We start from the raw sequence: 25,800 nt of genomic DNA on the forward strand, positions 1-25,800 counted from the left end.
CTTAGGCTTCTGCTAAAATTGCTGAGAATGCTTCTTCAACAGCTGTGACAAAAGCTTCTCCATAATTTGAATTTCCTTCTATATTAAATAACAATGCTTGCAATTCTTCAAACATTCCTGTTAATGTGATTGCTTCTTCTCCAATGACAACAGCTGGATCTTGTTCTTGTTGAATCATTTGGACTAATGCATCCCACGAAGATTGTTGAAATACGAAATAACTAAATGCATCATTTTCATCAATGACATAAATAAAAGCCATCTCATCTGAATCTGTAATGACGCGATTCGCTGGCTGCCACTGTCCTTCTGGTGCAGTTGTTAATGTGAACTGAATAGCTCCTTCATTATTTGAGCCTTCATGAATTAAATACGTTTTTCTCACTGTCATCTTCCCTTCCGATTATCTCTCGTATATTTTATCATAAGACAGTAGTATTATTACAGTAACATTCCATTTTTCGTAGACAACTGATTTGAAAGGATGATTCCATTATGTCGCAAGAATTAGAAATTGAATTTAAAAATTTACTTACACCATCTGAATTTGAACAATTAATCGCACATTTCCATGTAAAACCAGAAGCTTTTCACTTACAACACAATCATTATTTTGATACAAAAGAACAAGCACTTCGCCACTTAAAATCCGGACTTCGCATTCGTCAAACACCGACGAAAAACGAAGTAACATTAAAAGAACCAACGAATGGTATTGCACTAACAGAAACGACTGATTCTCTCACATTAGATGAAGCAGAGGCTATTTTACAAGGAACTCAAGATTTCCCTGAAGGTGACGTAAAAAATAGACTACAATCTCTACACATTGACAGCAAAGAATTACAAAAAATCGGTACACTTTCAACAAATCGTGCCGAAATAAAGTATAAAGGCGGTTTATTGGTGTTTGATCATTCACAATATGCCGACCAAGAGGACTACGAGTTAGAATATGAAGTACAAGACGAAGTAAGTGGTCGATTCATATTCCAAGAACTATTACAATCACTTCACATTCCAATTCGCCCAGCAAAAAAGAAGCTTGCACGATTTATGCAAGCCATTCAAAACAAAAAGGAGTAAGGTCACATGGATGTATCTGCTTTACAGCAAATGGTTCAATTACAAGCACTTTCTCAAATGACATCTGGTACTCAAGCAAATGCAAGTTCATCACCTGCTACAGGGGATGCTTCTTTCCAAGCATTATTTAGTCAAGCTTTAGGCGGTCAAACACAGAATAGTTCAGCGACACCTAACTTAACGCAATCACTTGGTTTAACAAATGGATTGAATTCATTAAGTCAAAATAACACATCAGCTATGGCAGCGATGTTAATTAGTTCACTGAGCGCTTCACTTGCGTCTAATTTACTTGGTGGTACATCAGGCGTATCAAATAATGTAGGAACGAATCCTGCTAATATGTATCAACAATATGTAAATACTTATCAAACGAATGCAGCGAAAACCGATACAATCGCACCAACATCAAGTAACTCCCCTAAGACGAAGTATGATGACATCATCAAGAAAGCTTCTGAAACTTATGGCATTCCTGAAAAGATGATTAAAGCAGTTATTAAACAAGAATCAGACTTTAATCCGACTATTAAAAGCTACGCTGGTGCAGCTGGTTTAATGCAGTTAATGCCTGCAACTGCAGCTCATGTAGGTGTAACGGATGTTTATAACCCTGAGCAAAATATCATGGGTGGTACAAAATATTTACGTATGATGCTCGATAAATTCGGTGGCGATTATAAAATGATGCTTGCTGCATATAACGCAGGACCTGGAAATGTCATGAAGTATAATGGCATCCCACCATTTAACGAAACACAAAATTATGTAAAAAAAGTGATGAATAATTACCAAGCATAATATTGCATTGAAACAAATTAAGAGGCATGCCAAAAATGGCCTGTCTCTTTTAATATGAATGACCTTTTATCTCTACAAAATCCTTTATTTACTTATTCTCTATTTGTTTTATACTATGTAAGTGTTGTTTTTTAAGATACACTCTTTCTTTTTACATACTTTGTCTTATTATCGGGACAAATATCAAATTCATCTTACACGAATGGTTATAAATAACTATTTTATATTTCATTAAAAGAGCGCTAACAGTTAAAAAGTATATCTTTTTCGTTCTTTTTTCACATAGTTCTAATGAAATCTTTTCCCTTTTTTCGTATTTCAGAAACCATTTGTTTGAGAAATCCGAAGTCAGTTGATATGATAGATATATAGTTCAAGTAAAGGAGTATGATTCATGACTCAAAGACCGATTATTCCTTACGAGGAAATTGGAGCAGAGACTTTAGATAAGATGTTACATATTTTTTATGCTAAAGTAGCGCAAAATCCAATATTAAAACCAATTTTTCCAGATGATTTTACTGAGACTACTCGTAAACAAATACAATTTCAAACACAGTATTTAGGTGGTCCAAATATATATACAGAAGAACATGGACATCCCATGTTAAAAGCACGCCATATGCCATTCAAAATTACACCTACGCGCGCTCAAGCCTGGTTAGAGTGTATGTCTGAGGCTATGGATGAAGTAGGGTTAGAGGGTAAATTTAGAGAAGTCTATTATAAACGCCTTGTTTTAACAGCCCACCATATGATTAACGCACCTGATGAAGATGAGGAGGTAATGGAGGAGTGACTCATTTACAATTAGTGACGGACCCTGTCTCGCCACCGGCATCCTATAGCAAACCAATTGAATTATATGTATTTATTGATTTACTTCAGCCGAAAAGTAGAGACTTACATGCGATTATTCGTAAATTACAAGTAAACTACGGCCATTACTTTTCAATTCGTTTTATTTTAAGTACTGAGCTGTCTTCATTAAATGTTGCTTGTCATCGTATTAACAACTGTGCAAGCCATGAAGAACTTGTTGATTTATCACATCCTGTATTGCCTTCAATTGCTGTGAAAGCAGCTGAATTGCAAGGTAAAAAAGTAGGGCACCGTTTTTTAATGAAACTCTTTGAATATCAGATTACGGAAGAAAAAAATATTCGTTCATGCAATACCTTAACGGAAATTGCTAAAGCTGTTTCATTAGATGTTGAAGAATTTGAAGCAGACTTCCGCTCGCTAGAAGCAGCGCGTTCATTCCAAAGTGATTTATGTATTACACATGAGATGGATGTACAAGAAGTACCGAGCTTTGTATTCTTCAATGGCAATATTGAAGATGAAGGACTAAAAGTTTCTGGAACCTATTCTTATGAAATTTACGAGCAAATTTTATCAGAATTACTCGAAAAAGAATTAGTACAAGCACCACCACCACCATTAGAAGAGTTATTTAAAAAATTCCATGTATTATCAGCTGAAGAAGTGGCTAGTTTTTATAACATTTCAGAAAAAGCAGCTGATCGTGAATTAAAAAAACGTTTACTCCAACAAAAGATTGAACGCATTCATTGTAAACATCATTCGCTATTCCGCTTAAAAACTGCATACTAATTATAAAAAGAACTTTGACGTATCAAAACGTCAAAGTTCTTTTTCATTTATCAAAAATACTTCTGTTGATAAAAAGGAACTCTCATATGAACAATTTTTATTTTTGCTATTATTTTTATAGGATTTAAATAAATATTCTTTCTACCTAATGTGTTTCATAACAGTTTTCATCATAAAAAAGCGAATATACTTATTTATAAAACGTTTTCAAATAATTACCGTTAAGATTTGGACGTTTTTTCTTTTCATATCTATACTTATCGTTCGCATATATATAAAACTGTATTACTCTACTCATATCTGTACTATTTTACTTTTCTTAAAAAAATAATACAGATAACAAAACATCTAATTAAGTGATTGATTAAATGTTTTATTATCTGTATTTGTTATTAATAAATAAATGAAATTTTCATCAGGGAATTTTTGACATCTATAAAAATTACAAAAAAAATAAAATGAGCGACTCTACGAGAGCGCTCATTTTCACAAAGGGGATGGGAGAAATGTTCACGTTCAAACAAAGGGGTGTATGTTTGTTTGTGATTTATTTCACACTAGTTACTTTATCACTTATATCCCTATATAGCAATGGTTTTATTTTATTTTCACATTTTAGACACATTGAAAGCGATACCAAAATAACACTTGTAAAAACCGATAAAATCCGACAAAATAAACTTCTTTTTTATTTCATAAATACCAAAATAAGTATTTTTATTTTCTATGAAATTTATCATATCTTCGTTTCCTTTTAGATAAAAATTTAGCATGATCTATTTAGAGTATATTTCATTCTACTTTCTTCTTCTGTGTTTATGTGATTTTAAGACTGTATTATTCAAACTTCTTTGTTTTTTGAATACATATCAAAAAAAGTTGGTTCCACTTCATCGTGAAACCAACTGATTGTACATTATTTTTCTAAAAGTAATGCTTCTAATTTTTCTAAGTTACGTTCAAATTGATTGAAAGCTAATTGAATTGGTTCAGCAGACTCCATATCAACACCTGCTGCGCGTAATACATTAATCGGTGTATCCGAGCAACCTGCTTTTAAGAAGTTGTTTGTATAACGCTCAACTGCTGGTTGACCTTCATTTAGAATTTGTGTGCTTAATGCAATCGCAGCCGATTTACCAGTCGCATATTGATATACATAGTAATTATAGTAGAAGTGAGGAATACGTGCCCACTCTAATGCAATTTCTTCATCACTAATCATATCCTCACCGAAGTAGAATTTATTCAGTTCATGATATTTTTCAGATAGCGCATCTGCTGTTAATGGTTCACCATTACGGTCCATTTCATGAATCAAATGTTCAAACTCCGCAAACATTGTTTGACGAATAATTGTACCGCGGAACGAATCTAGCCAGTGATTTAAAATATAGATTTTTAATTTCTCATCTTCTACATTTTTCAGTAAATAATCTGTTAGTAACTCTTCATTACACGTTGAAGCAACTTCTGCTACGAAAATTGAATAATCCCCATAGACAGCCGGTTGGTTGTTACGTGTATAGTAACTATGAACAGAGTGACCAAATTCATGCACCAATGTATATAGATTATCTAAATTATTTTGCCAGTTCATTAAAATATACGGATTCGTTCCATATGAACCTGAAGAATAAGCTCCACTACGCTTCCCTTTGTTCTCTACAACGTCTACCCAGCGATTCTCAAGTGCCTCTTTAACAATACCTACATATTCATCGCCCATCGCTTCAAAGCTGTTTAACATATGCTCTGTTGCTTTTTCGTATGGCATGTCCATCTTTGTCTCTTTTACAAGTGGTGTATAAACATCCCACATGTGCAGTTCATCGAGGCCAAGTACTTCTTTACGTAATTTTAAATAACGGTGCATTAAATGAATATTTTTGTGTACTGTCTCGATTAATTGATCATACACTTTTTCTGGAATATGATTATTCGACATAGCTGCTTGGCGAGCTGAATCATATTTACGAATACGAGCAGATACCGTATGTGCTTTAACATTCCCTGCAAGTGTTGAAGCGAATGTATTTTTGAATTTACCGAATGTCTCGTACATCGCCTTAAATCCTGCTTCACGTACAGAACGATCTGCACTCTCTAAAAAGTGTACATAGTTACCATGTGTTAACTGCACATCATGCCCGTTCTCGTCTTTAATGACTGGGAACTCTAAATCAGCATTATTCAACATACCGAATGTATTAGAAGATGATTGTGTCACTTCACCCATTTGCGCTAAAATCGCTTCTTGCTCTGCTGGTAAGACATGAGCACGCTGTTCATTAATTTCATCTAACTCTTGTTTATATAAGCGTAATGCTTCATTATTTGCTAAGTAGTCTGCGATTTGTTCTTCTGATAATGAAAGAATTTCTGGTGTTAAGAATGAAAGTGCTGTTACTGCTTTCGCTACTAATGAGCTACAGCGACTATCTAGCGCTTGGAATTCACTATTTGTTGTATCTTGATCTGCGCGCATATGCGAGTACGCATTTAACTTACCTAAACGTGTATATACTTCATCACGATATTGAAGAACAGCTAACATTGCTTCAGCACCGTCTTTTAATGTACCTTGAAATGCAGGTGCTTGTGTTAATAAGTTTTCTACCTCTGCATATTCCGTATTCCAATCTTCTACTGTCGCAAAAATATCCTCTAAACGCCATGTTAATTCTTCTGGTACTTCATGACGTAATGGCATTTTTTTCACTTCTGTCATCTGCGTAACCCCCTACTTTATACTTGGTTTATTTGTTCTTTTCCATTTTCTCAATTATCAAACTTTAATGCAACATATTGGCGATAAATTTCTTCGGAAATCGAACTAATTTCTAAATCTTGCCATGATAAGGTAGGATTTTCACGTTGAACGAAGTCAATATACGTCCTAATTGCTCGTTCAGGAATACGCCATGTACGATTATGATGATACAATTGCGATGATAAATCTTGTGTCACTCCTGAGCGGATGAAGCAAGTCAGTGCTAATTGCCATTCAACAGGATGAACAGATAACTGGACACTACTTGGGATACCAATCCAATTCGGTAGTGCTTGCAACATAATTTTATGCTCGTAACACAACTTAAAAAAGGAATCTTGAATACCACGACGGTTAAAGCGTAAGCGATTTACTAAATAGCGCTCACGTTCTTGCAACCACTGTTCTGCTATTTTTTCTTGTTCAAACGGAATCACTAACTCCAGCGGAAAAGGTTGATGATGAATGGGTGTTCTTTTCGCTGTGGTGAGATAGCGACGACCTGCAATATGAATCAGATGGTCATACATTTGAAGCTGCTCTCTTTCTACATCAAATGTAAGAAGTTGTCGGTTTAATATGAACTGTTGATAAAAAGGAGCTAATTGAACACACTGAATCCCTTCATAAAAAGACGGCTTCGCTTTGACAATCCAGAGTGGTTCAATTCCTAGTTTCTGATATCCTCTGTTTCTCTTTGTAAGTCGTTGCGGCGTTAAAGCACTACATTGAAACTCAACCGCTATGTATTTATCCTGTTGTTGAATTAATAAATCAGGGCGTTGCTGAATCGCTTTTAGATAAGGTTCCACTAATACCGGAATATGTTGAAATTGTAACCAGCGATATAATGCGTACTTCCCTTGTAAATGAAGTGCTGATTCTCCTTCTGAAAAAACCTGACAATGTTCATTTTTTCGATGCGCAAAATGCGGAATCATGACTTGTCCAATTTTTAAAACCAATTGTTCATGACATGCTGGACAATAAAAATGTTGTGTTTGACGTATTTCAAGCAAGCGCTCTTTGGATAATTCATGCGTTAAATAAACCATCTCTTGTTTTTCAGTTAATGCACTCAGCAATACATGACCCCCTTATCGTGATTTTACTCACTATAAAAGAAATATTCCTCTTACTCAACTGTTAAAAAAGGGTGCTTTTTTAAAAAACAACAGACTAAATCTAACGCAAAAAGAGAACTTCACCATATAAAATGATGAAGTTCTCTAATTTTACTTGTTTTTAAAAATGTTCGCGTGTGATGGCGAAACAATCGCCTTCCATAATCGCTTTTCCGTATTCACGTAGTACATGAATTGTCTGACTTGAAAGTTTTGCATACTCTAAAATCGGACTTAGGAAATCTTGTTGTAATTCAACATCTACCACTCGTGTGAAGTCAATGTACAAGTAATATCGACCTTCATATACATATAACTCATTCACTTCATCAAAACCACTTGGCATTGATTTTGCTAGCGGAATCAAATCATCAAAGCTCTCTAATTCAAAAACAGCGTCCTCTAACAACTGGAAGGTATCTGTTTCAAAATCTTGTGCATTGGTTGTGAATGGATCGGATTCAAACATATTTGCAAACTGACTTCCCTTGTTTTGTACATCTAACATACCTTCATTAAATAATTCATGTGGTGCATTTACAACTGTCACTGTTAATTCAAGACCGACTTCTTTCGCAACTACTTGAATCCAGAGTGGACCGTTCACTTCAAATTGATCATCGTCAATTTCATCCATCATGACCCAGAATAGTTCTTCGCCTTTATCTCGATTAAACCAAATTTCATCTTTTGTAAAGCCACGTTCTTCTATATCTTTATATGAAATCACAAGTTTTAGAGTATTGTCATTAATGCGTTCTATATCCATACTAAACAACTCCCTTCAGTTAGTTATGACTTACTGCAAATTGCTTACGTGAATAACTAACTCTACTACTTCTATTGTAAGTGTTCAACAGAAAAAAAGAAAAGAAAAAGATTCTATTAGCTATTGTATATGAATTGTAGAAAAGTCTCACATGAAATGCAATCGTTTTGACTTGATTTTTATATTTTAGTACGTCTTTTAAAAACGACGCACTTTAACATAAAAAAACTAGCGCACAATGTATTCACTGTACGCTAGTTTGCTAATTTACCATACGCTGTGCTTCTTGAAGTTGATAAGCACGTACTTTACGTGGTAAGAAACGACGAATTTCATCTTCGTTATAACCTACTTGCAAACGCTTTTCATCTAAAATAATCGGACGACGTAATAAACCTGGGTTATCTTGAATTAATTCATATAACTTTTGTAGAGGTAGTGTTTCTACATCCACTTTTAATTTTTGGAAAGTTTTAGAACGTGTCGAGATGATTTCATCTGTCCCATCTTCTGTCATACGTAAAATTTCTTTGATTTCAGAGATTGTTAGTGGTTCCGCAAAAATATTACGTTCTTTATATGCAATATCATGTTCCTCTAACCAAGCCTTTGCCTTACGACAAGAAGTACAGCTCGGAGATGTAAATAATGTTACCATCATATCTAGCACATCCTTTCAAATGTATAGAGCTAAACGATTGTTATTTTTAAATTAGAATAAATCTAATAAAGAATTATAAACTTATTATACAATACAATCATTCGTTTGAATATAGTTTTTTAAAAGTTTTACAATGTGTACATATTGTATCTACTAACACTTTTTCATCTATATCTAGTTTCGCTACATATATTTATTCCCTTATTCTCATAAACATAAACCTAGTTTTCAAAATATTTTTTCTCATTTAGCATACAACGACTGAAAATAAAAACCGAAAATACGTTCACCCCTTGACACGCTTGCATTTGCAGAATGTTTATCATATAATCAAAACAATGAAATAGTAGGCGAAGATGAAGAGTAGTACATCAAGTTTTGTATATTCAGAGAATCTGTGGTTGGTGAGAACAGATGATACACTTGGTCGAATGGACTTCGGAGCCAGCTTTGTGAACAGACAAAAAGTAACTTAGCTCGCATTACCTCACGTTACGAGGTAGAGTGGTCATATTTTTATGACAAGCTTGGGTGGTACCGCGGATTCAAAACATCATTCGTCCCTATTTTTAGGGAGGCATGATGTTTTTTTATTTGAAGGAGGAAGAAAAAATGAAAAAAAGAATTTTTTCAGGCGTTCAGCCAACAGGCGTCATCACACTCGGAAACTATATCGGTGCATTTCGTCAATTCGTAGAGGTACAAGACGAATATGATAGCATCTTCTGTATTGTTGATCAACATGCGATTACAATGCCACAAGATCCAAAAGAGTTACATGAAAATATCCGTAAACTCGCAGCCACTTACTTAGCAGCTGGGATTGACCCAAACAAATCAACTCTATTCATTCAATCTGAAGTACCAGCACATGCACAAGCTGGATGGATGTTACAATGTATCGCTTCAATTGGTGAATTAGAGCGCATGACACAATTCAAAGATAAATCATCAAAAGAAAATGTATCTGTATCAGCTGGTCTTTTAACATATCCACCGCTAATGGCTGGTGACATTCTTCTATATAATACACACCTTGTTCCTGTAGGTGATGACCAAAAACAACATATCGAATTAACACGCGATTTAGCAGAGCGCTTCAATAAACGTTTTGGTAAAACATTCGTTGTACCAGATATTCAATTACCGAAGAACGGTGCGCGCATTAAATCACTACAAGACCCTACGAAGAAGATGAGTAAATCAGATGCGAATGCAAAAGCAACCATTCGTATTTTAGATGAGCCAAAACAAATCGAGAAGAAAATCAAATCGGCTGTGACGGATTCAGAGGGTGTTGTACGCTTTGATGTTGAAAACAAACCAGGCGTATCAAACTTACTCATTATTGAATCATCACTTACAGGTAAAACAGTTGATGAAGTTGTAGCGAAGTATGAAGGTAAAGGATATGGTGACTTTAAAGCAGGTGTTGCAGAGGCTGTAATCAATCATTTAGCACCAATTCAAACGCGCTACAAAGAATTAATCGATTCACCTGAATTAGACCACATCTTAGATGAAGGTCGCGATAAAGCGAATGCGATTGCTTCAGCAACAATTGACCGTATGGAAGCAGCGATGGGCTTAGGTCGTAAAGTAAAGAAGAAAAAATAATACGCTATAAAAGCCATCATCTCATATGAGCATAAGAAAAACTGGAATCGCGCTGTGACGCGGTTCCAGTTTTTTGTTGCGAACATCAATAAAAGAAGGAAGGGGTTGTGCTTCTTTTTGTTGCGAACACCAACAAAAAAAGGAAAGGAGGTGTACTTCTTTTTGTTGCGAACGCTATGTTTTATGTAGCCTGTTTTAATATTTTCTTGCGTAGTAAACCATATTTAAAAAGACGATGGATAAATAGAGTGCGATGAATAATGATAATAATTGAAAAGCTGCTAACTCGAACGTAGATAATGGATTGAATACGATTAAAAGAACCAATAAGAAGCCCATACCCCAGAAATAACTCATATATATTGCGCGTTCTCGAATCTTCTGCGCACGTTCATCTTTCTCTGAAAAATGCGGCGTTAAATAGGCAAGACAAAACGCCATAATGGCTAGACCAAATGCCATAATTGCATTCGGAAATTCAAAGTCTAAAATCAACGGTAGGTTCAGTACAAGTGCATAAATGAATAAAATAGTACCTAATATATAAAATACCAGCTGTTTATTCTTCAACTATTCTCCTCCTCATAAATAAAAAGATCCTCAATCTGACATCGAAACACACGTGCTAATTTAAAAGCTAATATGATGGATGGATTATATTTTCCTTTTTCAAGTGAAATAATCGTCTGTCGTGATACCCCTACTTTTTCTGCTAATGCATCTTGCGATAAATCATACTGCATTCGCAAATCTCTTACATGATTTTTCATATTTTCCTCCGATGATTGTAAAGCTTACTTTACATTATAACTTCAAATAACAATAAATGGAATAAAAAAAGACACTACATCAAAAAGATGTAATGCCTTTGTATTATTATGCTTCGTATTTTTTGAATACAAGTGTTGCGTTATGTCCACCAAAGCCGAATGAGTTACTTAATGCGTACTCCATTGTTTTCTCTACCGCTGCATTTGGTGTGTAGTTTAGATCACACTCTTCAGCTTGGTTTTGAAGATTCATTGTTGGTGGAACAATTCCTTCTTTCAGTGCTAATACTGAGAAGATAGCTTCTACGCCACCAGCTGCACCTAACATATGACCAGTCATTGATTTTGTTGAGCTGATTGCTACTTTTTGTGCATGGTCGCCTAATACTTTTTTGATTGCTTCTGTTTCAAGCATATCATTGTAGTAAGTTGATGTACCATGTGCATTAATGTAATCAATTTGAGATGGGTCAATTCCTGCATCTTCAATCGCTTGTGTCATCGCACGTGCTGCACCTTCTCCGCCTGGAGCTGGAGCTGTAATATGATATGCATCACCTGAAGCACCGTAACCTACAACTTCACCGTAGATTTTCGCGCCGCGTGCTAAAGCATGTTCTAAACTTTCTAATACGACAATCCCTGCACCTTCACCCATAACGAAACCGTCACGCTCTTTATCGAATGGACGTGAAGCTGTTTTTGGATCTGGATTTAATGATAGTGCCGTATTTGCACAGAAACCAGCTACTGATAACTCAGTGATTGGTGCTTCTGTTCCACCTGTAATCATCACATCTGCATCGCCACGTTCGATTACTTTGAACGCATCACCGATTGAGTTTGTACCTGTAGCACAAGCTGTTACCGTACATGTGTTAATACCTTTTGCACCTAAGTGAATCGAAACTTGACCTGCTGCCATATCTGGAATCATCATTGGTACGAAGAACGGGCTCACACGACGTGGACCTTTTGTAATTAAGTTTGTGTATTGTTGTTCAAATGTTTCCATACCGCCAATACCTGAACCTAACCATACACCCACGCGCGGTGCGTTTGAATCGTCGATTGTTAAGTCTGCATCTTTTACAGCCATTGTTGCTGCCGCAAGTGCATAGTGTGTGAAGCGATCCATCTTACGCGCTTCTTTTTTCACTACGTATTCTTCGATATCGAAATCTTTTACTTCTGCTGCTACACTTACAGGAAATTTTTCTGCATCAATACGTGTAAGTGGCCCAATACCTGATTGACCCTTTTTGATGGCTTCCCATGTTGCATGTGCATCATTTGCTAAAGGTGTAACTGCACCAATACCTGTCACTACTACTCTTTTTTTCGTCATGTCTAAAACCCCTTCTTTCTAGCTCGTTAAATTTTATTTACCGTATCGTAATGCGATTGCGCCCCATGTTAGACCGCCACCGAAACCAACTAATACGATTAAATCGTCATCTTTGATTTTACCATTTTCTACACATTCAACCATCGCATTACCGATTGAAGCGGCAGAAGTATTACCGTATTTACTAATCACTGCTGCTACTTTATCCTCTGGTAAGTCTAAACGTTTACGTGCTGCATCAATGATACGAATATTTGCTTGGTGTGGAATTAAGAAATCAACGTCTTCTTTTTGGTAACCTGCTTTTTCGATTACATTCATCGCAGATTCGCCCATTTGACGTACCGCAAATTTGAATACTTCGCGACCATTCATTGCGATGTGGTCATGTTCATCTTGATATAAGAATTTACCACCAGAACCATCTGCTCCTAGTTCATAAGCTAATATACCACGACCTTCTGATACCTTGCCAACTACAGCTGCACAAGCACCATCACCGAATAATACGGCTGTGTTACGATCTGTCCAGTCTGTAATTTTTGATAGCTTTTCTGCACCTACAACTAATACATAATCATATGTACCTGCTTCAACGAAGTGCTTCGCTGTTACTAATCCATACATATAACCTGCACAAGCTGCCGATTGATCCATCGCCGCTGCCTTCGTTGCACCTAAACGTTCTTGAATCATACATGCGACTGTTGGGAATGGTTGATCAGGTGTTACTGTATTCACAAGAATTAAACCGATTTGATCCGCTGTAATTCCTGCGTCTTTAATTGCTGCTTCCGCTGCTTTAAAAGCTAAATCAGATGTATTTTCATCGTCTCCCGCAATACGACGTTCTTCAATCCCCGTACGTGTGCGAATCCATTCATCTGATGTATCCATAATTTTCTCTAAATCTGCATTTGTCACGATATTTTCTGGTACATAACGTCCAATACCAATTAAACCAGCTGCCATCTATAGCGCCCCTTTTCAAATACCAATTATTAATACCTGGTACTAATTATAATCGAACCGTTTTCAGTTTTCAACACTATTGACAAAACTTTGACAAAATCTACTGTGCGAATGAAAAGAGTATTTCAATTTACTTCTTCATTATGCTATTATTAATAGAGTACAAATGTAAAATCAGAGGTGAAAATCAATGAAATACATCGTTTTATTATTCTGGAGTGCTGTATTATTTACACTTTTAAATTATGTAACTTCTGCTATCGGTAACACACCATTCAACATGGATCAAGTGAAGCAAGGTTTAATCTTCTCAGTTGTATTTGCAGTATTCGTCGTAATCGTGGGCGCAATCCTTCCAAAAGGTGAAGCACAAGATATCGATTCACACAGACAATAAACCAAAAAGAGACACGTACCTGCGTACATGTCTTTTTTTATTTATTCAGTTGGACCACTATAACGGTTGGGTGTGATGGAATAATGATAAATTTCAATATCTTTATCAATAAAACCTCTACGCTTTGCACCCTTCAACGTTTCATACATATTTTCTCGTCCTACTGGATTATCTGTATGCAAATAAATTTTATTTGCTCGTAAACCATGTTCACAAAAGTACTTGACCAAATCATACCCTGTCGGCAGTAGATTCCCCTCTGCATCTTCCCCTAAATCGTGATCCAATGACAAAATATCCACCTCATGCTGTTGTAATAAAGTCACCGCTTCTTCAAAGGTTCTAGCAATTGTGAATCCTTTAGGACAATCTCGTAAATCATCTACATATACATTCATTTATCCTCACTTCTCTCTATAATAAAATTACGAACTTTTGTTCTCACCCTATTATATATCATAAGTCATTATTTGGTATATATAATATAAACTTCGCCGTATATTTTGGTATAAAAAAACACCTCAAAATTCAGTTTTACTTTTGAGGTGCGACATCCTGTATTATTTTAAAGATGCACTTTGTAAAAACTAAATATTTACAAAATGATATATGAACCATGCAATCATTATACCTATTAACATGCTCTTTATTGAAAATTTATTCTTAAAAATCTCCGTATATAGTAAATAAAAAACTGATACCATTACTATGAAAATCGGAATAATATGCTCCATATTATAAGTTATATCACCTGCTAATAATAGAATTAACATTCCGACAAAAAAATAAAATATTTGTTTAAAATTCATTAATGACTATGCCTCTTTCTTTATAGCAAGAAGTTGTACTTTTGTTGTGTACGTCAGTGAACCAAATAAATTATTTAATTAACTACAGAAAAAGCATTATCATGAGTATTCTTTTTAAAGAAATGCCACTGATACGGCAAAGTCTAAAATTTTATTCAGTGATGGGCTAAATATCTTTTTCTATAATTAATCATTCACAAACTATTTGGGGGATTCATATCCTTGAAAAACTCTAACATCAGCCCTGAAAAACCAAAATTCGAGATGTCATGCGCTACTTCTTCTTTTAACTTATTATATTCTGTCTCTGTCTCTATATTCAATAATTTTTTAAAACGATTTAAAAGTCTATTAGATGAAATATTTTCTGGGATATATCGAGTCTCTATAAATAATTTTTTTATAAAAAGGCTATTAGGAGCCATCATAAATGCTTTCTCAATATAATCCAACGCCAGCTTTTCAATAGCGAAATAATCAAAATTCTCATGTTCAAAAAGATACGGGGTAAGGTGCATCATTTGTCCAAATACAACGAGGAAATTAACATCTTCACTAAATTTCTTTTTTCCTTCTACAAAACACGCCAGTAAAGTACTGTCTAATAAACTCTCATTCAAATTTTCTCGATCCCCGTCCGATTCAGAAGTATGATACCAACAAAGAAATGCTAATTTACAAAGATATTTCGGTTCATTTGAATATTCCTTAACGAGCTGTTGTAACACCTCAAAAGTACGCATCCACTCTTTTTTATTTTCGAAGTAATCACTTTCCGGTACGATTAAATCCATTTTCTCACCTCTTTATTCTGCTTTAATTACCGTACGTATAACCATTCTATGATAACAGTTCATCATTATCACCTAGATGTAGGCCTCACAGGATGTGAGATCCATCGACGTTTGCACAGGACGTGCAGCATTTAGTCGATGTTCCTTGAAAAATTTTTGCGGAATTTAGTCCATATCCCTCAATTAATACATCGATACAATGAATTGAAAAGACCACATTTACAGATGAAATGAGGTCTTTTCAAATTTAGGTTTATTTATTTTTCATCCATCTCATTAATAATTCGTTTTTTATTATTTCTCTCGTACATGGCAATTAGCTCATAGATAGCGATAAATGCGACTAATATACTCACTGATACTATTACCATTAATGCGAAAACACCGCCATCCGATTCAATCATATCTGGAAATCTAAATGGGCCCTTCCAAATATAATCATCATCGATTATTACCGATACATTTAATTGAATATAATAATAAAAAATAATACTGAAAAAAATGACTCTTGAACCCTTACTTCCTTTTTTATGATTTGAATTAAGTAGCATTATCATTAGAGCTGCGGGCGTTAATAATAAAATCAGAAATGTTAAGTAATATACTTCTGTAAATGCGGCTAATCCTAAACAAACAATTAATAGAACTTCTATTATTAAAAAAACAAATATTCTTCTATTCATTCTCTTCCCTCACATTTCTACCTTTTATATTTCGGAGAACCAAAAATATTTTTTAAAGGGCCTACCATTCCATTTGGTCTCATTGAACGTTTTTGCAATTTTTTTAAACTATATACTTTAGAGGCCGTTAAAGCATTCTGACTATATTGCATTGATACCAATAGCACGTCAATAGATACATCTGAACAGTTATTTCTTAAAACACTATAATGAGGATTTTTTCTTTATACCTTTTGCATAACTGCAAGCTTTATCAAAGTTATCTGCAATATAAAATGATATTGTATAATTATATCTATATACTACAGAATTATTTACTTATGATAATTTTTAGTAATTTTACTTTTTAGTATTTTTTTCACGAATAAAAATAATTCATAAATCACAACTAATGCTCCTGTTAAAAGTAAAGTATATATGTACACAGCATTTGTAACACCTTCGTCACCCGTACCAACGATTTGTTCACCTTGTTCATTGAATAGTATTGGAGCCTTACCTATAGATGGTGTAAGTATTCCTCTCCAAACGACGTCTGGATCAATAATACTAAATACATTTAGTGCCACAATTACATAAACTATTATACTTATAATAATTTTTTGCGAGGTCTTTGCATCGGAAAATAAGTAGGCTATAACGGCTCCTCCTATCAACAATAACGGTGATCCTAATAAAATTAGCATAACAAGCGTTTTATATTTTAAAACAACGGCTAAAATTAATGCTATTAATATTAAAAATTCTGCAATGAGAAAAAAATATAACCTTTTATTCACCATATCTACTCCTAATTTTTAAAATTTAAATTCACTTTACTATTTTATTATCTTTTATATTTCGAAGAACCAAAAATACCTTTTAAAGACCCTACCATCCCATTTGGTCTAATTATTTTTCTAGTTTTCTTTAATGCATACGTTTTAGAGTTATCAAGTCCTTTATGACGATATTTCATAGAAGCTAACAAGACATCAATCAACACATCTGCACAATTGTATGTGGTTACATTATATTTTGGTTTATTTTTCTTTATACTTTTCGCATAGCTATATGCTCTATCGAAATTCCCTTTAACTTTTAATAAAAGTGACATATCCCTTGCCACCTAGCAGCTTTTTTTACAATGATAATCATTGCGTCATTATCATCAGTATCTATTTTAACGACTGGATTATTATCCCCATACGTATAACCAGTCTGAGGTAATGGATCATCGTCATCACCTAGATGTAGGCCTCACAGGATGTAAGATCCATCGACGTTCGCACAGACCGACACAATGTCGGTTCCATCGACGTTTGCACAGGACGTGCAGCATTTAGTCGATGTTCCTTGAAATTTTTTTGCGGAACTTAGTCGATGTTCCTTGAAATTTTTTTGCGGAACTTAGTCGATGTTCCTTAATTAATACGTCACCACGGTGGTTCGTAATGAATTGAAAAGACCACATTTACATCTGAAATGAGCTCTTTTCAAATTTGGACTTATTTATTTTTCATCCATCTCATTAATGTATGTTTCAAAAAAGAAGTCTCTAACCTATTTATTAGATTTTTTCTTTTGACTATATAAAATCGCTCCACTTATTAAAACAGAAATTAGTAAACTAACTCCAGTTAAAATAACAATCAATTCAAAGACACCTTGATCATTAGTTATAGCTTTGGGGAATCTAAAAGGCCCTCTCCAATCAAGTTGTGAATCAAAAATACTAAACAAATTTAGTCCAATGTAAGTATGTATTATGATACTAAATATCAGATATTGTGGCTTTCCCTTACTTTTTAACAATTCCCCTAAAATTAAAATACTCATTAAAATTATTGGTGAAAATATCAAAATGATAAATGCTGCATCGTACATTTTTCTTGTCGTGAATAAAGCTAAACAGATTAATAAAATAATTTCTATTAATACAAACAAATATTTTTTCATCTTCATTTAATTACCCTCATATTTTTATCTTTTATATTTTGGAGAATCAAAAACATCTTTCAAATAACTCACCCTTTTATTAAATCTCATTTTTTCTATTTTCCTTTAACTCAGATGACGATAATGCATCAATTAAAACACTTATACATAATAAAAATCATGAGCATAGGGTGCAGAGTTATTTACATAATTGATTCTCTTTTAATTATTTCTATTTGAACCTATTTATTTTTCATCCATCTCATTAACACTTCGTTTTTTATTATTTCTCTCGTACATAGCAATTAGCTCATAGATAGCGATAAATGCCACTAATAGACTCACTCCTACTAAAATAATTAACGGAAATAAAACTTCATCAAGCTCTTCATATTCAGGTAACCTGAATGGACCTCTCCAAGTATAACTATCATCAATTATTGCTAATAAATTCATTTGAAGATAAAAGGAAAATACAATAATGAAAAAAGTAATTCTTGAGCCTTTATTCCCTCTTTTATGATCTGAAACAAGTAGCATTATTATTAAAGTAGCTGGTGATAATATAAAAATCAGCAATATTAAAAAATACATCTCAGTAAATATTGATAATACTAAACAAGCAATTAAAAATAATTCTATTATAAGAAAAACAGCGATTTTTTTATTCATTCTCTTCCCTCACATTTCTATCTTTCGTTAAATGTTTGTTGCGCTTTTGTTGTGTATGTCAATGAACCAAGTAAATTCGTATCATTCATTCTATGTATTACTGTTTTTCTTTTTATAAAGTCGCCACTCATAAAGGACAGCTCCTATGAAATATTGAACAAATACCGCCTTATATAAAAATAATACAAGCGCCGTTGACATATTATCTCTTGATGAATCATAAGGTAAGCCATTTTCAAACTGGACATTACTAAAAAGAAAATGTAAAAACAGGCTTCCTATACTTCCAATTAAAATAAAAATCAAATTGCTTTGTGACTCTGGCTGTAACTTTTCTTTTAATAAATAGTTTCCAATAAACAAAGTGATTGGTGTAATGAGTACTAATAAGTAAGCTATACCTTCATATACACCATCAGTTAAAATACTGAACAAAAAACCACCTAGATGTAATATGCCAATCGCCACAATATTAATTAAGGTCAGTCTAATATATTTCATCCATATACCTCCTTTTAGTATTTATATTTAGAGTTACCAAATAACTTAGCAATTGGTTTTCGAATATTATGAACTTTTCCTCTTAAATTTAATCGTATATGTAAAACGCTCATTTACTTGTACGCAATAATTTTAATATAAATAATATATTTTTGATAAAAATGTAACATGTAAAAGATTAACATAAAATACAAATAGATAAAAGGGTTATTTAAAGAAATACTTATTTTATTAGTAAAATTTTATTTTTTACTTACATTCATCAAAAATAGGGCAAATAAAAAGGAACCACATCAAATGTGATTCCTCTTCCTAAAATAAATCTTATTTCACTTTAATCTCATTGTCTTCTACATAAACTGTTAGTGTGTCGCCAGGTACTTTTTCACCTTTTAATAATTCTTTTGCGACTGGTGTTTCTACATGGCGTTGGATGAAGCGACGAAGTGGTCTTGCGCCGAATGCAGGATCTGCTCCTTCTTTCGCAATCCAATGAATAACATCATCGCCAACTACTAATTTAATCTCTTGTTCTGCTACACGTTGTACGAGATGGTTCACGTACTTACGTGTAATTTCGTAGAAGTGCTCATCTGTTAATGCGTGGAACATGATGATATCATCTAGACGGTTTAATAGTTCTGGTTTAAAGTGTTTTTTCAACTCTGCCATCACTAAATCTTCCACCGCATGTCCTTCTGTATTGTGTAAATCAAGTAAATAGTGTGAACCGATATTCGATGTCATAATGACAACTGTATTCGTAAAGTTCACCATACGTCCTTGACTATCTGTAATACGACCATCATCTAAAATTTGAAGGAGAATGTTTGCGACATCTGGATGTGCTTTTTCAATTTCATCTAATAGAATGACCGAATACGGATTACGACGAACTGCCTCTGTTAATTGACCGCCTTCTTCATAACCGATATAACCTGGAGGTGCACCCACAAGTCGAGATACACTATGTTTTTCCATGTATTCCGACATATCAATACGTACAAAATGGTCTTCTGAGTCGAATAGTTGTGCTGCGAGTGCTTTCGCAAGTTCTGTTTTACCTACACCAGTTGGTCCTAAGAATAGGAACGAACCGATTGGTTTATTCGGGTCTTGGATACCTGCACGTGCGCGCCATACAGCTTCTGAAACAAGACGAACTGCATCATCTTGACCTACTACACGCTCATGTAGTGTATCTTTTAAACGAAGTAATTTTTCACGTTCTCCCTCTAACATTTTCGTTACAGGAATACCTGTCCAGCGAGATACAATACTCGCAATTTCTTCTGCTGTTACATCTTCACGTAATAACTTATCTGTACTTTCTACTTCCTCTTCTAAATTCGCTAACTCTTTTTCAAGCTCTGGAATTTTACCATGTCGTAGAATCGCTGCTTTATTCAAGTCATATTGATTCTCTGCTTCTTCTAATTCATGGCGATATTGGTCGAGTTTTTCACGTTTTTCTTGCACAATTTGAAGCGCATTTTTTTCACGTTCCCATTGTTCACGCATCGATTGTGATGAATCTTTTAATTCTTGTAATTCTTCACGTAGTGCCTCTAAACGTTTTTTACTCGCATTGTCGTCTTCTTTCATCAATGCTTGTTCTTCAATTTCCAACTGCATTTGTCGACGTGTAACCTCATCTAATTCAGATGGCATCGAGTCGATTTCTGTACGAATCATCGCACACGCCTCATCGACTAAATCAATCGCTTTATCTGGTAGGAAACGATCTGTAATATAGCGATTTGATAATTCTGCCGCGGCCACAATCGCACGGTCATGAATGCGTACACCATGATGTAATTCAAAACGTTCACGTAAACCACGTAGAATGGAAATTGTATCCTCTACAGATGGTTCGCGTACAAGCACTTGTTGGAAGCGTCGTTCAAGTGCAGGGTCTTTTTCGATATTTGTACGATATTCATCTAATGTTGTTGCACCAATACAATGTAGTTCACCACGTGCTAACATTGGTTTTAACATATTCCCTGCATCCATCGAACCTTCTGTTTTACCTGCACCGACAATGGTATGAATTTCGTCGATGAATAAGATAATATTTCCTTCTGCTTCACGTACTTGTTTTAAAACCCCTTGTAGACGTTCTTCAAACTGTCCGCGATAACTTGCGCCTGCAATTAATGCGCTCATATCAAGTTCATATATTTGTTTATCTTTTAAACCTTCAGGTACGTCTTTTTTTACAATACGTTGTGCTAGACCTTCAACAATCGCTGTTTTACCTACACCTGGTTCACCGATTAGAACGGGATTATTTTTTGTTTTTCGAGATAAAATACGAATGACATCACGAATTTCTTGGTCACGTCCAATAACAGGGTCCATCTTACCTTCTTTAACAGCCTCTACTAGATTACGTCCGTACTTCTCTAGCGGATTTTCTTCTTCTTGGTTCATTTGATTCATTTGCATTATTTTCCCCTCCTGTTTGACCATCTTTGACTATTGATTAATTTTATTATATCGACTTCATTTCAAAAACTCAAGTAATATGTTTGACCTTTTTTGACTTTCATATTTTTTGTACCATTTACTATTTATGTTAAAATAAAAACCAGTTAATTATGGAGGTGTTTTAATCTTGTTTGATGCAGTCCCCCAAATCGTCCAGCAGATTTTTAAAGCACATGGTACAAAACATCATTTCGTTCGTCATCAACATATTTGTACTACAGGTGAAGCGGCAACACATCTTTATTTTGTGGAAAAAGGTCGTATTGCTATTACAAAAGAGAGCGTTGGTGGTAAAGAATTAACACTTTGCATTGCGACGAAAAATGATTGTATTGGTGAAAGTATTTTATTCATCCCACTTATTACATACCCACTTTCAGCAAAAGTTTTAGATTGTTGTACCGTTTTTGCAATTTCGAAAGAACAATTAGAACATGAATTATCCGAAAACCTTGCAGCACTACGAGAATGTCTCACATGGATTCAAATCCAAAGAATGCGTGAACAAACTAAATTACGCGACTTACTGCTATATGGAAAAAAAGGCGCACTCTCCTCTACACTCATTCGTTTAGCGAATTCATATGGCGAAAAGAAAACAGACAAATCGATTCAAATTAGTGAAAAATTTACACATAGTGAACTAGCAAGTCTTTGTGCAACAAGTCGTGAAGTTGTAAACCGCTTATTACAAGAATTCAAAAAAGAAAAAGTCATATCAGAAGAAAATGGCTACCTTACAATCCATCGTTTAGATTATTTACAGCAGTTTTGTGAATGTGAGCAGTGTGTCGAATTTTTATGTCGTATTAATTAGACATGAAAAGAAGACCACTGCTTTTTTTTGCATGGTCTTCTTTATTTACTATATTTCGATTAGCTATATTCTAATTATATGTTTCATAAATTAACTACTTTTAATCACATGCATTTTCTTAGATTTTAACTCTAGAACCGTATCACATTGTTCTGCAATCTCTTTTTCATGTGTAATGACAATGACACATTTATTTTGTTCATGTGCTAGTTGTTTAAACAGACGAATAATTTCGAGTGAATTTTGTTTGTCTAAATTACCTGTCGGCTCGTCTGCTACAACAAGTCGCGCATCACAACACATGGCGCGCACAATCGCAACACGCTGTTGCTGTCCACCTGATAAATGTTGGACATTCTTCTTCGCCATTTCAGTGTCAATTCCTACTTTTTGCAACATCTCGAGTGCATATTCTTTACGATTCGCTTTTTTTGAATGCGTAATTTCAAGTGCTGCTGTTATATTATCAAGTGCCGATAAATAAGGTAGTAGATTATACGACTGAAAGACAATCGATACACATTCATTACGATAACGTGTTAAACCAATCTTTTTTAATGACTTCCCTTCGTAATAAATATCACCTGATTTTGGTGTATCCAGTCCTGCAATTAGCGATAAAAATGTCGTTTTACCCGAGCCACTCGATCCTAAAATACCGTATAATTTTCCTTCATCAAATGTCAGATTTAAGTCTTCATAAAGTGGTTCTGACTTCGATTGATACCAATAATTTAAATTTTCTACTTGTAACATCTACTATTCCTCCTTATGAAATTAAGATTTTTTTCGGTTGCATGCGCATAATGCCAATAGATGCGAGAATGACAGATAAGAAACTAATCGCAAGACCGAATCCACCAAGTTCTACAAGTTCTTGTAGCGACAATGTGATATCTAGTTCTTTAATTTGTTCAGCTTCTGCCACACTGTTTGCGCCGAATCCACCAAATCCACCGCCACCGCGTGGACCACCATTAGCATCTCCTTGTTCTGGACCACCTTGACCACCAGGGCCTCGTTGTTGTCCTGCATCTTGTGTTGTTGCAGTTTGTGTCGTTGTTTGTTGATCTAACAGTTGTTGCCCAACCATGTTGCCAACGAACTGTCCGCTCACACCAGCAATCACCATCGCCATAATTAAGACAATTAACATCTCTGAAAAGAACTGCGCAATGATTTTCACACGACTCTCACCAAGCGATAACAGAACACCAATTTCATATTTACGTTCACGAATCGTTAAAATAACAATTAACGCTAAAATAATCGTTCCTGCAATCGATACTAATAACACAATTTTCTGTGCGAAACTCTCTACATTTTTAAGCGGTTCAATCATTTGTTGGTACACTTGATCGTTCGTCTGTAATGTGTACGTATCTGTATCAACACCAGCTTTTTTAGCTGCTTTTACAAATGCATCCACCTGTTCTGGATTTTCTAATGTATAGACGATTGAATCGGCTGTATTTTTATAATCAGAACCTTTTAATGTGTTCGCAAATGTGTAAGATGTATAAATTTTGTTATACGGATTAAGTGATGCGATTTGCAATGCACGTGCATCTGCTGTTTCTGTTGATTCATAAATCCCGACAACTTCTAATGTATGTGATTTTTCATCTGTATCTTCTACTTTAATTTTGTCACCGACTTTTAAATCATTCGCTTCTGCAAGATTCTTCTCAATGACTGCGTGGTTTGTATTTTCATCTGCTTCTGTAATACCGACACCTTCTACAATTTTCGATGTACCACTTGTAAATGAAGAAACTGTATCTGTCGTATTCGTACCTGCAATACTTAAATCCCCTGCAGATGCCATGCCACCCATACCACCGCCTGGGCCACCTCGACCTTCTGTTTGCGTATCAGTTTCATCCGTTGACGTATCGTCTGACGTAATCGCTTCAAAGGATTTTGCGTTAGCAGAAGTTGAACTTGTCACATTGGACGTTGCAATACCATCTAATGCATTCAACTTGTTCATCGTTTTTTCATCAATAGGCGTTAATTTAAATCCACTTGGGTCTGGTTTCTCTCCTTCTTTTTCTGATGAACGCATTTCCTCCATCGCTTTTTGCATATTCGCTGACACCGTAACCGTTGCTCCCATACTTTTCTTCGCATTCTCTGTTGCCTTTAGTGAGGCACTCTGTATCGTTAAGCCTGCTAAAATAAAGATTAAGATTGCTGAAAAGACAATCGTTAATAACCCTGTTCTTCCTTTTTTAACTTTCATACTATGAAAGGCTCGTTTTAAAAAATTCATGTTGTACTCCTCCTATTTGAATGTGACAAGCTTGTCTGTCTTACAAATAAGAGTATGCCGCTCGAATGTATCAAGAATGTGTCAAAGAAAATTTTTTAGGTGTTTTATTAATTAGTTTTGAAGCTTTCGATATCATGTTGAAAAACCATATGTTGATGGTGATTGGTATGTTCCTATTCAAAAAGGTAAGATTAATGGGGCTAACTGGTGGAAAGTTGTTACTACATTCAAAATTAAATTTCGAAGAGGAGAATTTTATGAAATTATTTAAGAGAATATTAAAACTTAAAAATCTAGAAATTTTTAAGTTTTTCAAAGAAAGCAATACGGTATGTTACATTTTGCTAGAAGATTCTAGACGACCTCTTTCAAAAGAAGAAATAAAACGTGATCCATTATGTTATATGGATGAGGAAGATATAAATGAAATTTTAAATGTTTTCAAAATTTCATTTATAAGTGATGAGAAACTAGAAGAAGAAGATTCTTATTTTTTAAGGACTTTTTTCTCAGAATTAGTCAATAATACGGATGTCACTACTTTTATTATGGATGAGTTTGTAAAAAAAGATTTATATGATGATCCCGATTTAGATGAAGTTCCATTTTTCAATAACTTGTTGACGTATATAGATTCGGATATTGTATTAAGCGAAATAGATGATCATAAATGGATGTATTTATCTCAAGACTAAGAAAATATCACTCTAATTTATAATTTTTGTAGTAGAATACTTAAATTTTAACAAGAAAGGCTGTTTTTGTTTTGTATGGGCGTGTGGATGTGACTTATGCAGAAACAGCATCGCCCAAAATGAAAATTCGCAAATAGACCAAAAAGAGCTTCAGCATTTTCATGTGCCGAAGCTCTCTTGCTTTTAACTGGGATTTTGCCCCAGCCTCT

28 protein-coding genes and 1 other annotated feature are annotated in these 25,800 nt (G+C 34.5%); of the genes, 8 read left to right on the forward strand and 20 right to left on the reverse strand.

The genetic code is table 11. The annotated features are described in order from the left end of the window. Position 1 precedes the first annotated feature (1 nt). Complete coding sequence (locus ACKVQX_RS02460) at positions 2-391, reverse strand: hypothetical protein (RefSeq protein WP_068455389.1); 390 nt, start codon at positions 389-391, stop codon at positions 2-4. Between the two features lie 104 nt (positions 392-495). Here ACKVQX_RS02460 and ACKVQX_RS02465 point away from each other — a divergent pair, with 104 nt between their 5' ends. From ACKVQX_RS02465 to ACKVQX_RS02480, 4 genes are all read left to right on the forward strand, one after another. Continuing rightward, on the forward strand, positions 496-1,086 hold the full coding sequence (locus ACKVQX_RS02465; RefSeq protein ID WP_068455392.1) for a CYTH domain-containing protein: 591 nt from the start codon (positions 496-498) through the stop codon (positions 1,084-1,086). A 6-nt stretch (positions 1,087-1,092) separates the two neighbouring features. Continuing rightward, the gene (locus ACKVQX_RS02470; RefSeq protein ID WP_068455395.1) at positions 1,093-1,887 is read left to right on the forward strand and encodes a lytic transglycosylase domain-containing protein; all 795 of its coding nucleotides are present in this window, start codon (positions 1,093-1,095) and stop codon (positions 1,885-1,887) included. A gap of 394 nt (positions 1,888-2,281) precedes the next feature. Then, positions 2,282-2,686 carry a globin gene (locus ACKVQX_RS02475; protein WP_068455398.1) on the forward strand — a complete coding sequence of 135 codons (405 nt, stop codon included), beginning with the start codon at positions 2,282-2,284 and terminating at the stop codon, positions 2,684-2,686. Further along, positions 2,683-3,504, forward strand: coding sequence for a DsbA family protein (locus ACKVQX_RS02480; RefSeq protein ID WP_068455401.1), 822 nt, complete (start codon positions 2,683-2,685; stop codon positions 3,502-3,504). The genes ACKVQX_RS02475 and ACKVQX_RS02480 overlap by 4 nt, the downstream gene beginning before the upstream one ends. A gap of 916 nt (positions 3,505-4,420) precedes the next feature. Here the strand turns inward: ACKVQX_RS02480 and pepF are convergent. The 4 genes from pepF to spxA form a co-directional block, all read right to left on the reverse strand. Then, a complete protein-coding gene (gene pepF, locus ACKVQX_RS02485) occupies positions 4,421-6,235 on the reverse strand; it encodes an oligoendopeptidase F (RefSeq protein WP_068455404.1) in 1,815 nt (604 codons plus the stop codon). 50 nt (positions 6,236-6,285) lie between these two features. Then, a complete protein-coding gene (locus ACKVQX_RS02490) occupies positions 6,286-7,362 on the reverse strand; it encodes a competence protein CoiA (protein WP_068455406.1) in 1,077 nt (358 codons plus the stop codon). Between the two features lie 160 nt (positions 7,363-7,522). After that, complete coding sequence (locus tag ACKVQX_RS02495; protein ID WP_068455409.1) at positions 7,523-8,170, reverse strand: adaptor protein MecA; 648 nt, start codon at positions 8,168-8,170, stop codon at positions 7,523-7,525. Positions 8,171-8,432: 262 nt separating this feature from the next. Further along, positions 8,433-8,828, reverse strand: a complete 396-nt coding sequence (spxA, locus tag ACKVQX_RS02500) for a transcriptional regulator SpxA (protein WP_068457536.1) — start codon at positions 8,826-8,828, stop codon at positions 8,433-8,435. 347 nt (positions 8,829-9,175) lie between these two features. Then, positions 9,176-9,399: a binding site (T-box leader), on the forward strand. Positions 9,400-9,443: 44 nt separating this feature from the next. Here spxA and trpS point away from each other — a divergent pair. Next, on the forward strand, positions 9,444-10,448 hold the full coding sequence (trpS, locus tag ACKVQX_RS02505) for a tryptophan--tRNA ligase (RefSeq protein WP_068455411.1): 1,005 nt from the start codon (positions 9,444-9,446) through the stop codon (positions 10,446-10,448). Positions 10,449-10,643: 195 nt separating this feature from the next. Here the strand turns inward: trpS and ACKVQX_RS02510 are convergent, their stop codons facing one another. The 4 genes from ACKVQX_RS02510 to ACKVQX_RS02525 form a co-directional block, all read right to left on the reverse strand. Then, the gene (locus ACKVQX_RS02510) at positions 10,644-11,018 is read right to left on the reverse strand and encodes a hypothetical protein (RefSeq protein WP_068455414.1); all 375 of its coding nucleotides are present in this window, start codon (positions 11,016-11,018) and stop codon (positions 10,644-10,646) included. Continuing rightward, entirely contained in the window at positions 11,015-11,218 is a 204-nt protein-coding gene (locus ACKVQX_RS02515; protein WP_068455417.1) for a helix-turn-helix transcriptional regulator, read from the reverse strand. The genes ACKVQX_RS02510 and ACKVQX_RS02515 overlap by 4 nt, the downstream gene beginning before the upstream one ends. A 106-nt stretch (positions 11,219-11,324) precedes the next feature. Continuing rightward, positions 11,325-12,566: a beta-ketoacyl-ACP synthase II gene (gene fabF / locus ACKVQX_RS02520; protein WP_068455419.1), complete on the reverse strand. Its 1,242-nt coding sequence runs from the start codon at positions 12,564-12,566 to the stop codon at positions 11,325-11,327. A gap of 33 nt (positions 12,567-12,599) precedes the next feature. After that, positions 12,600-13,538, reverse strand: coding sequence for a beta-ketoacyl-ACP synthase III (locus ACKVQX_RS02525; RefSeq protein WP_068455422.1), 939 nt, complete (start codon positions 13,536-13,538; stop codon positions 12,600-12,602). Positions 13,539-13,728: 190 nt separating this feature from the next. Between ACKVQX_RS02525 and ACKVQX_RS02530 the strand changes: the two genes are divergently transcribed. After that, on the forward strand, positions 13,729-13,935 hold the full coding sequence (locus ACKVQX_RS02530; protein ID WP_087682353.1) for a DUF2929 family protein: 207 nt from the start codon (positions 13,729-13,731) through the stop codon (positions 13,933-13,935). Between the two features lie 41 nt (positions 13,936-13,976). On the opposite strand, the gene ACKVQX_RS02535 is transcribed toward ACKVQX_RS02530, so the two are convergent. The 9 genes from ACKVQX_RS02535 to ACKVQX_RS02575 form a co-directional block, all read right to left on the reverse strand. Next, positions 13,977-14,333, reverse strand: a complete 357-nt coding sequence (locus ACKVQX_RS02535; RefSeq protein ID WP_087682352.1) for a cyclic-phosphate processing receiver domain-containing protein — start codon at positions 14,331-14,333, stop codon at positions 13,977-13,979. Positions 14,334-14,938: 605 nt separating this feature from the next. Further along, on the reverse strand, positions 14,939-15,538 hold the full coding sequence (locus ACKVQX_RS02540; protein ID WP_325942978.1) for a hypothetical protein: 600 nt from the start codon (positions 15,536-15,538) through the stop codon (positions 14,939-14,941). A 257-nt stretch (positions 15,539-15,795) separates the two neighbouring features. Continuing rightward, positions 15,796-16,221 (reverse strand): hypothetical protein, encoded by a 426-nt coding sequence (locus tag ACKVQX_RS02545; RefSeq protein WP_336663068.1) that lies wholly within the window; start codon positions 16,219-16,221, stop codon positions 15,796-15,798. A 314-nt stretch (positions 16,222-16,535) separates the two neighbouring features. Further along, a complete protein-coding gene (locus ACKVQX_RS02550) occupies positions 16,536-17,000 on the reverse strand; it encodes a hypothetical protein (RefSeq protein ID WP_409135984.1) in 465 nt (154 codons plus the stop codon). Positions 17,001-17,047: 47 nt separating this feature from the next. Then, the gene (locus ACKVQX_RS02555; protein ID WP_121175834.1) at positions 17,048-17,317 is read right to left on the reverse strand and encodes a hypothetical protein; all 270 of its coding nucleotides are present in this window, start codon (positions 17,315-17,317) and stop codon (positions 17,048-17,050) included. 446 nt (positions 17,318-17,763) lie between these two features. Continuing rightward, entirely contained in the window at positions 17,764-18,165 is a 402-nt protein-coding gene (locus ACKVQX_RS02560; protein ID WP_068455442.1) for a hypothetical protein, read from the reverse strand. Positions 18,166-18,384: 219 nt separating this feature from the next. Beyond that, positions 18,385-18,810, reverse strand: a complete 426-nt coding sequence (locus tag ACKVQX_RS02565; protein ID WP_068455444.1) for a hypothetical protein — start codon at positions 18,808-18,810, stop codon at positions 18,385-18,387. 90 nt (positions 18,811-18,900) lie between these two features. Continuing rightward, positions 18,901-19,311, reverse strand: a complete 411-nt coding sequence (locus tag ACKVQX_RS02570) for a hypothetical protein (RefSeq protein ID WP_068455446.1) — start codon at positions 19,309-19,311, stop codon at positions 18,901-18,903. 324 nt (positions 19,312-19,635) lie between these two features. After that, positions 19,636-21,756, reverse strand: coding sequence for an ATP-dependent Clp protease ATP-binding subunit (locus ACKVQX_RS02575; RefSeq protein WP_409136029.1), 2,121 nt, complete (start codon positions 21,754-21,756; stop codon positions 19,636-19,638). Positions 21,757-21,931: 175 nt separating this feature from the next. On the opposite strand from ACKVQX_RS02575, the gene ACKVQX_RS02580 reads away from it, so the two are divergent. After that, a complete protein-coding gene (locus ACKVQX_RS02580; RefSeq protein ID WP_068455448.1) occupies positions 21,932-22,621 on the forward strand; it encodes a Crp/Fnr family transcriptional regulator in 690 nt (229 codons plus the stop codon). 90 nt (positions 22,622-22,711) lie between these two features. On the opposite strand, the gene ACKVQX_RS02585 is transcribed toward ACKVQX_RS02580, so the two are convergent. After that, the gene (locus ACKVQX_RS02585; protein ID WP_068455451.1) at positions 22,712-23,377 is read right to left on the reverse strand and encodes an ABC transporter ATP-binding protein; all 666 of its coding nucleotides are present in this window, start codon (positions 23,375-23,377) and stop codon (positions 22,712-22,714) included. A 13-nt stretch (positions 23,378-23,390) separates the two neighbouring features. Then, on the reverse strand, positions 23,391-24,896 hold the full coding sequence (locus ACKVQX_RS02590; RefSeq protein WP_068455453.1) for an ABC transporter permease: 1,506 nt from the start codon (positions 24,894-24,896) through the stop codon (positions 23,391-23,393). A gap of 65 nt (positions 24,897-24,961) precedes the next feature. On the opposite strand from ACKVQX_RS02590, the gene ACKVQX_RS02595 reads away from it, so the two are divergent. Next, positions 24,962-25,591 carry a hypothetical protein gene (locus ACKVQX_RS02595; RefSeq protein ID WP_231726955.1) on the forward strand — a complete coding sequence of 210 codons (630 nt, stop codon included), beginning with the start codon at positions 24,962-24,964 and terminating at the stop codon, positions 25,589-25,591. Positions 25,592-25,800: the final 209 nt, after the last annotated feature.

Source organism: Kurthia sp. ISK08 (assembly GCF_046159805.1).
Lineage (GTDB): Bacteria > Bacillota > Bacilli > Bacillales_A > Planococcaceae > Kurthia > Kurthia gibsonii.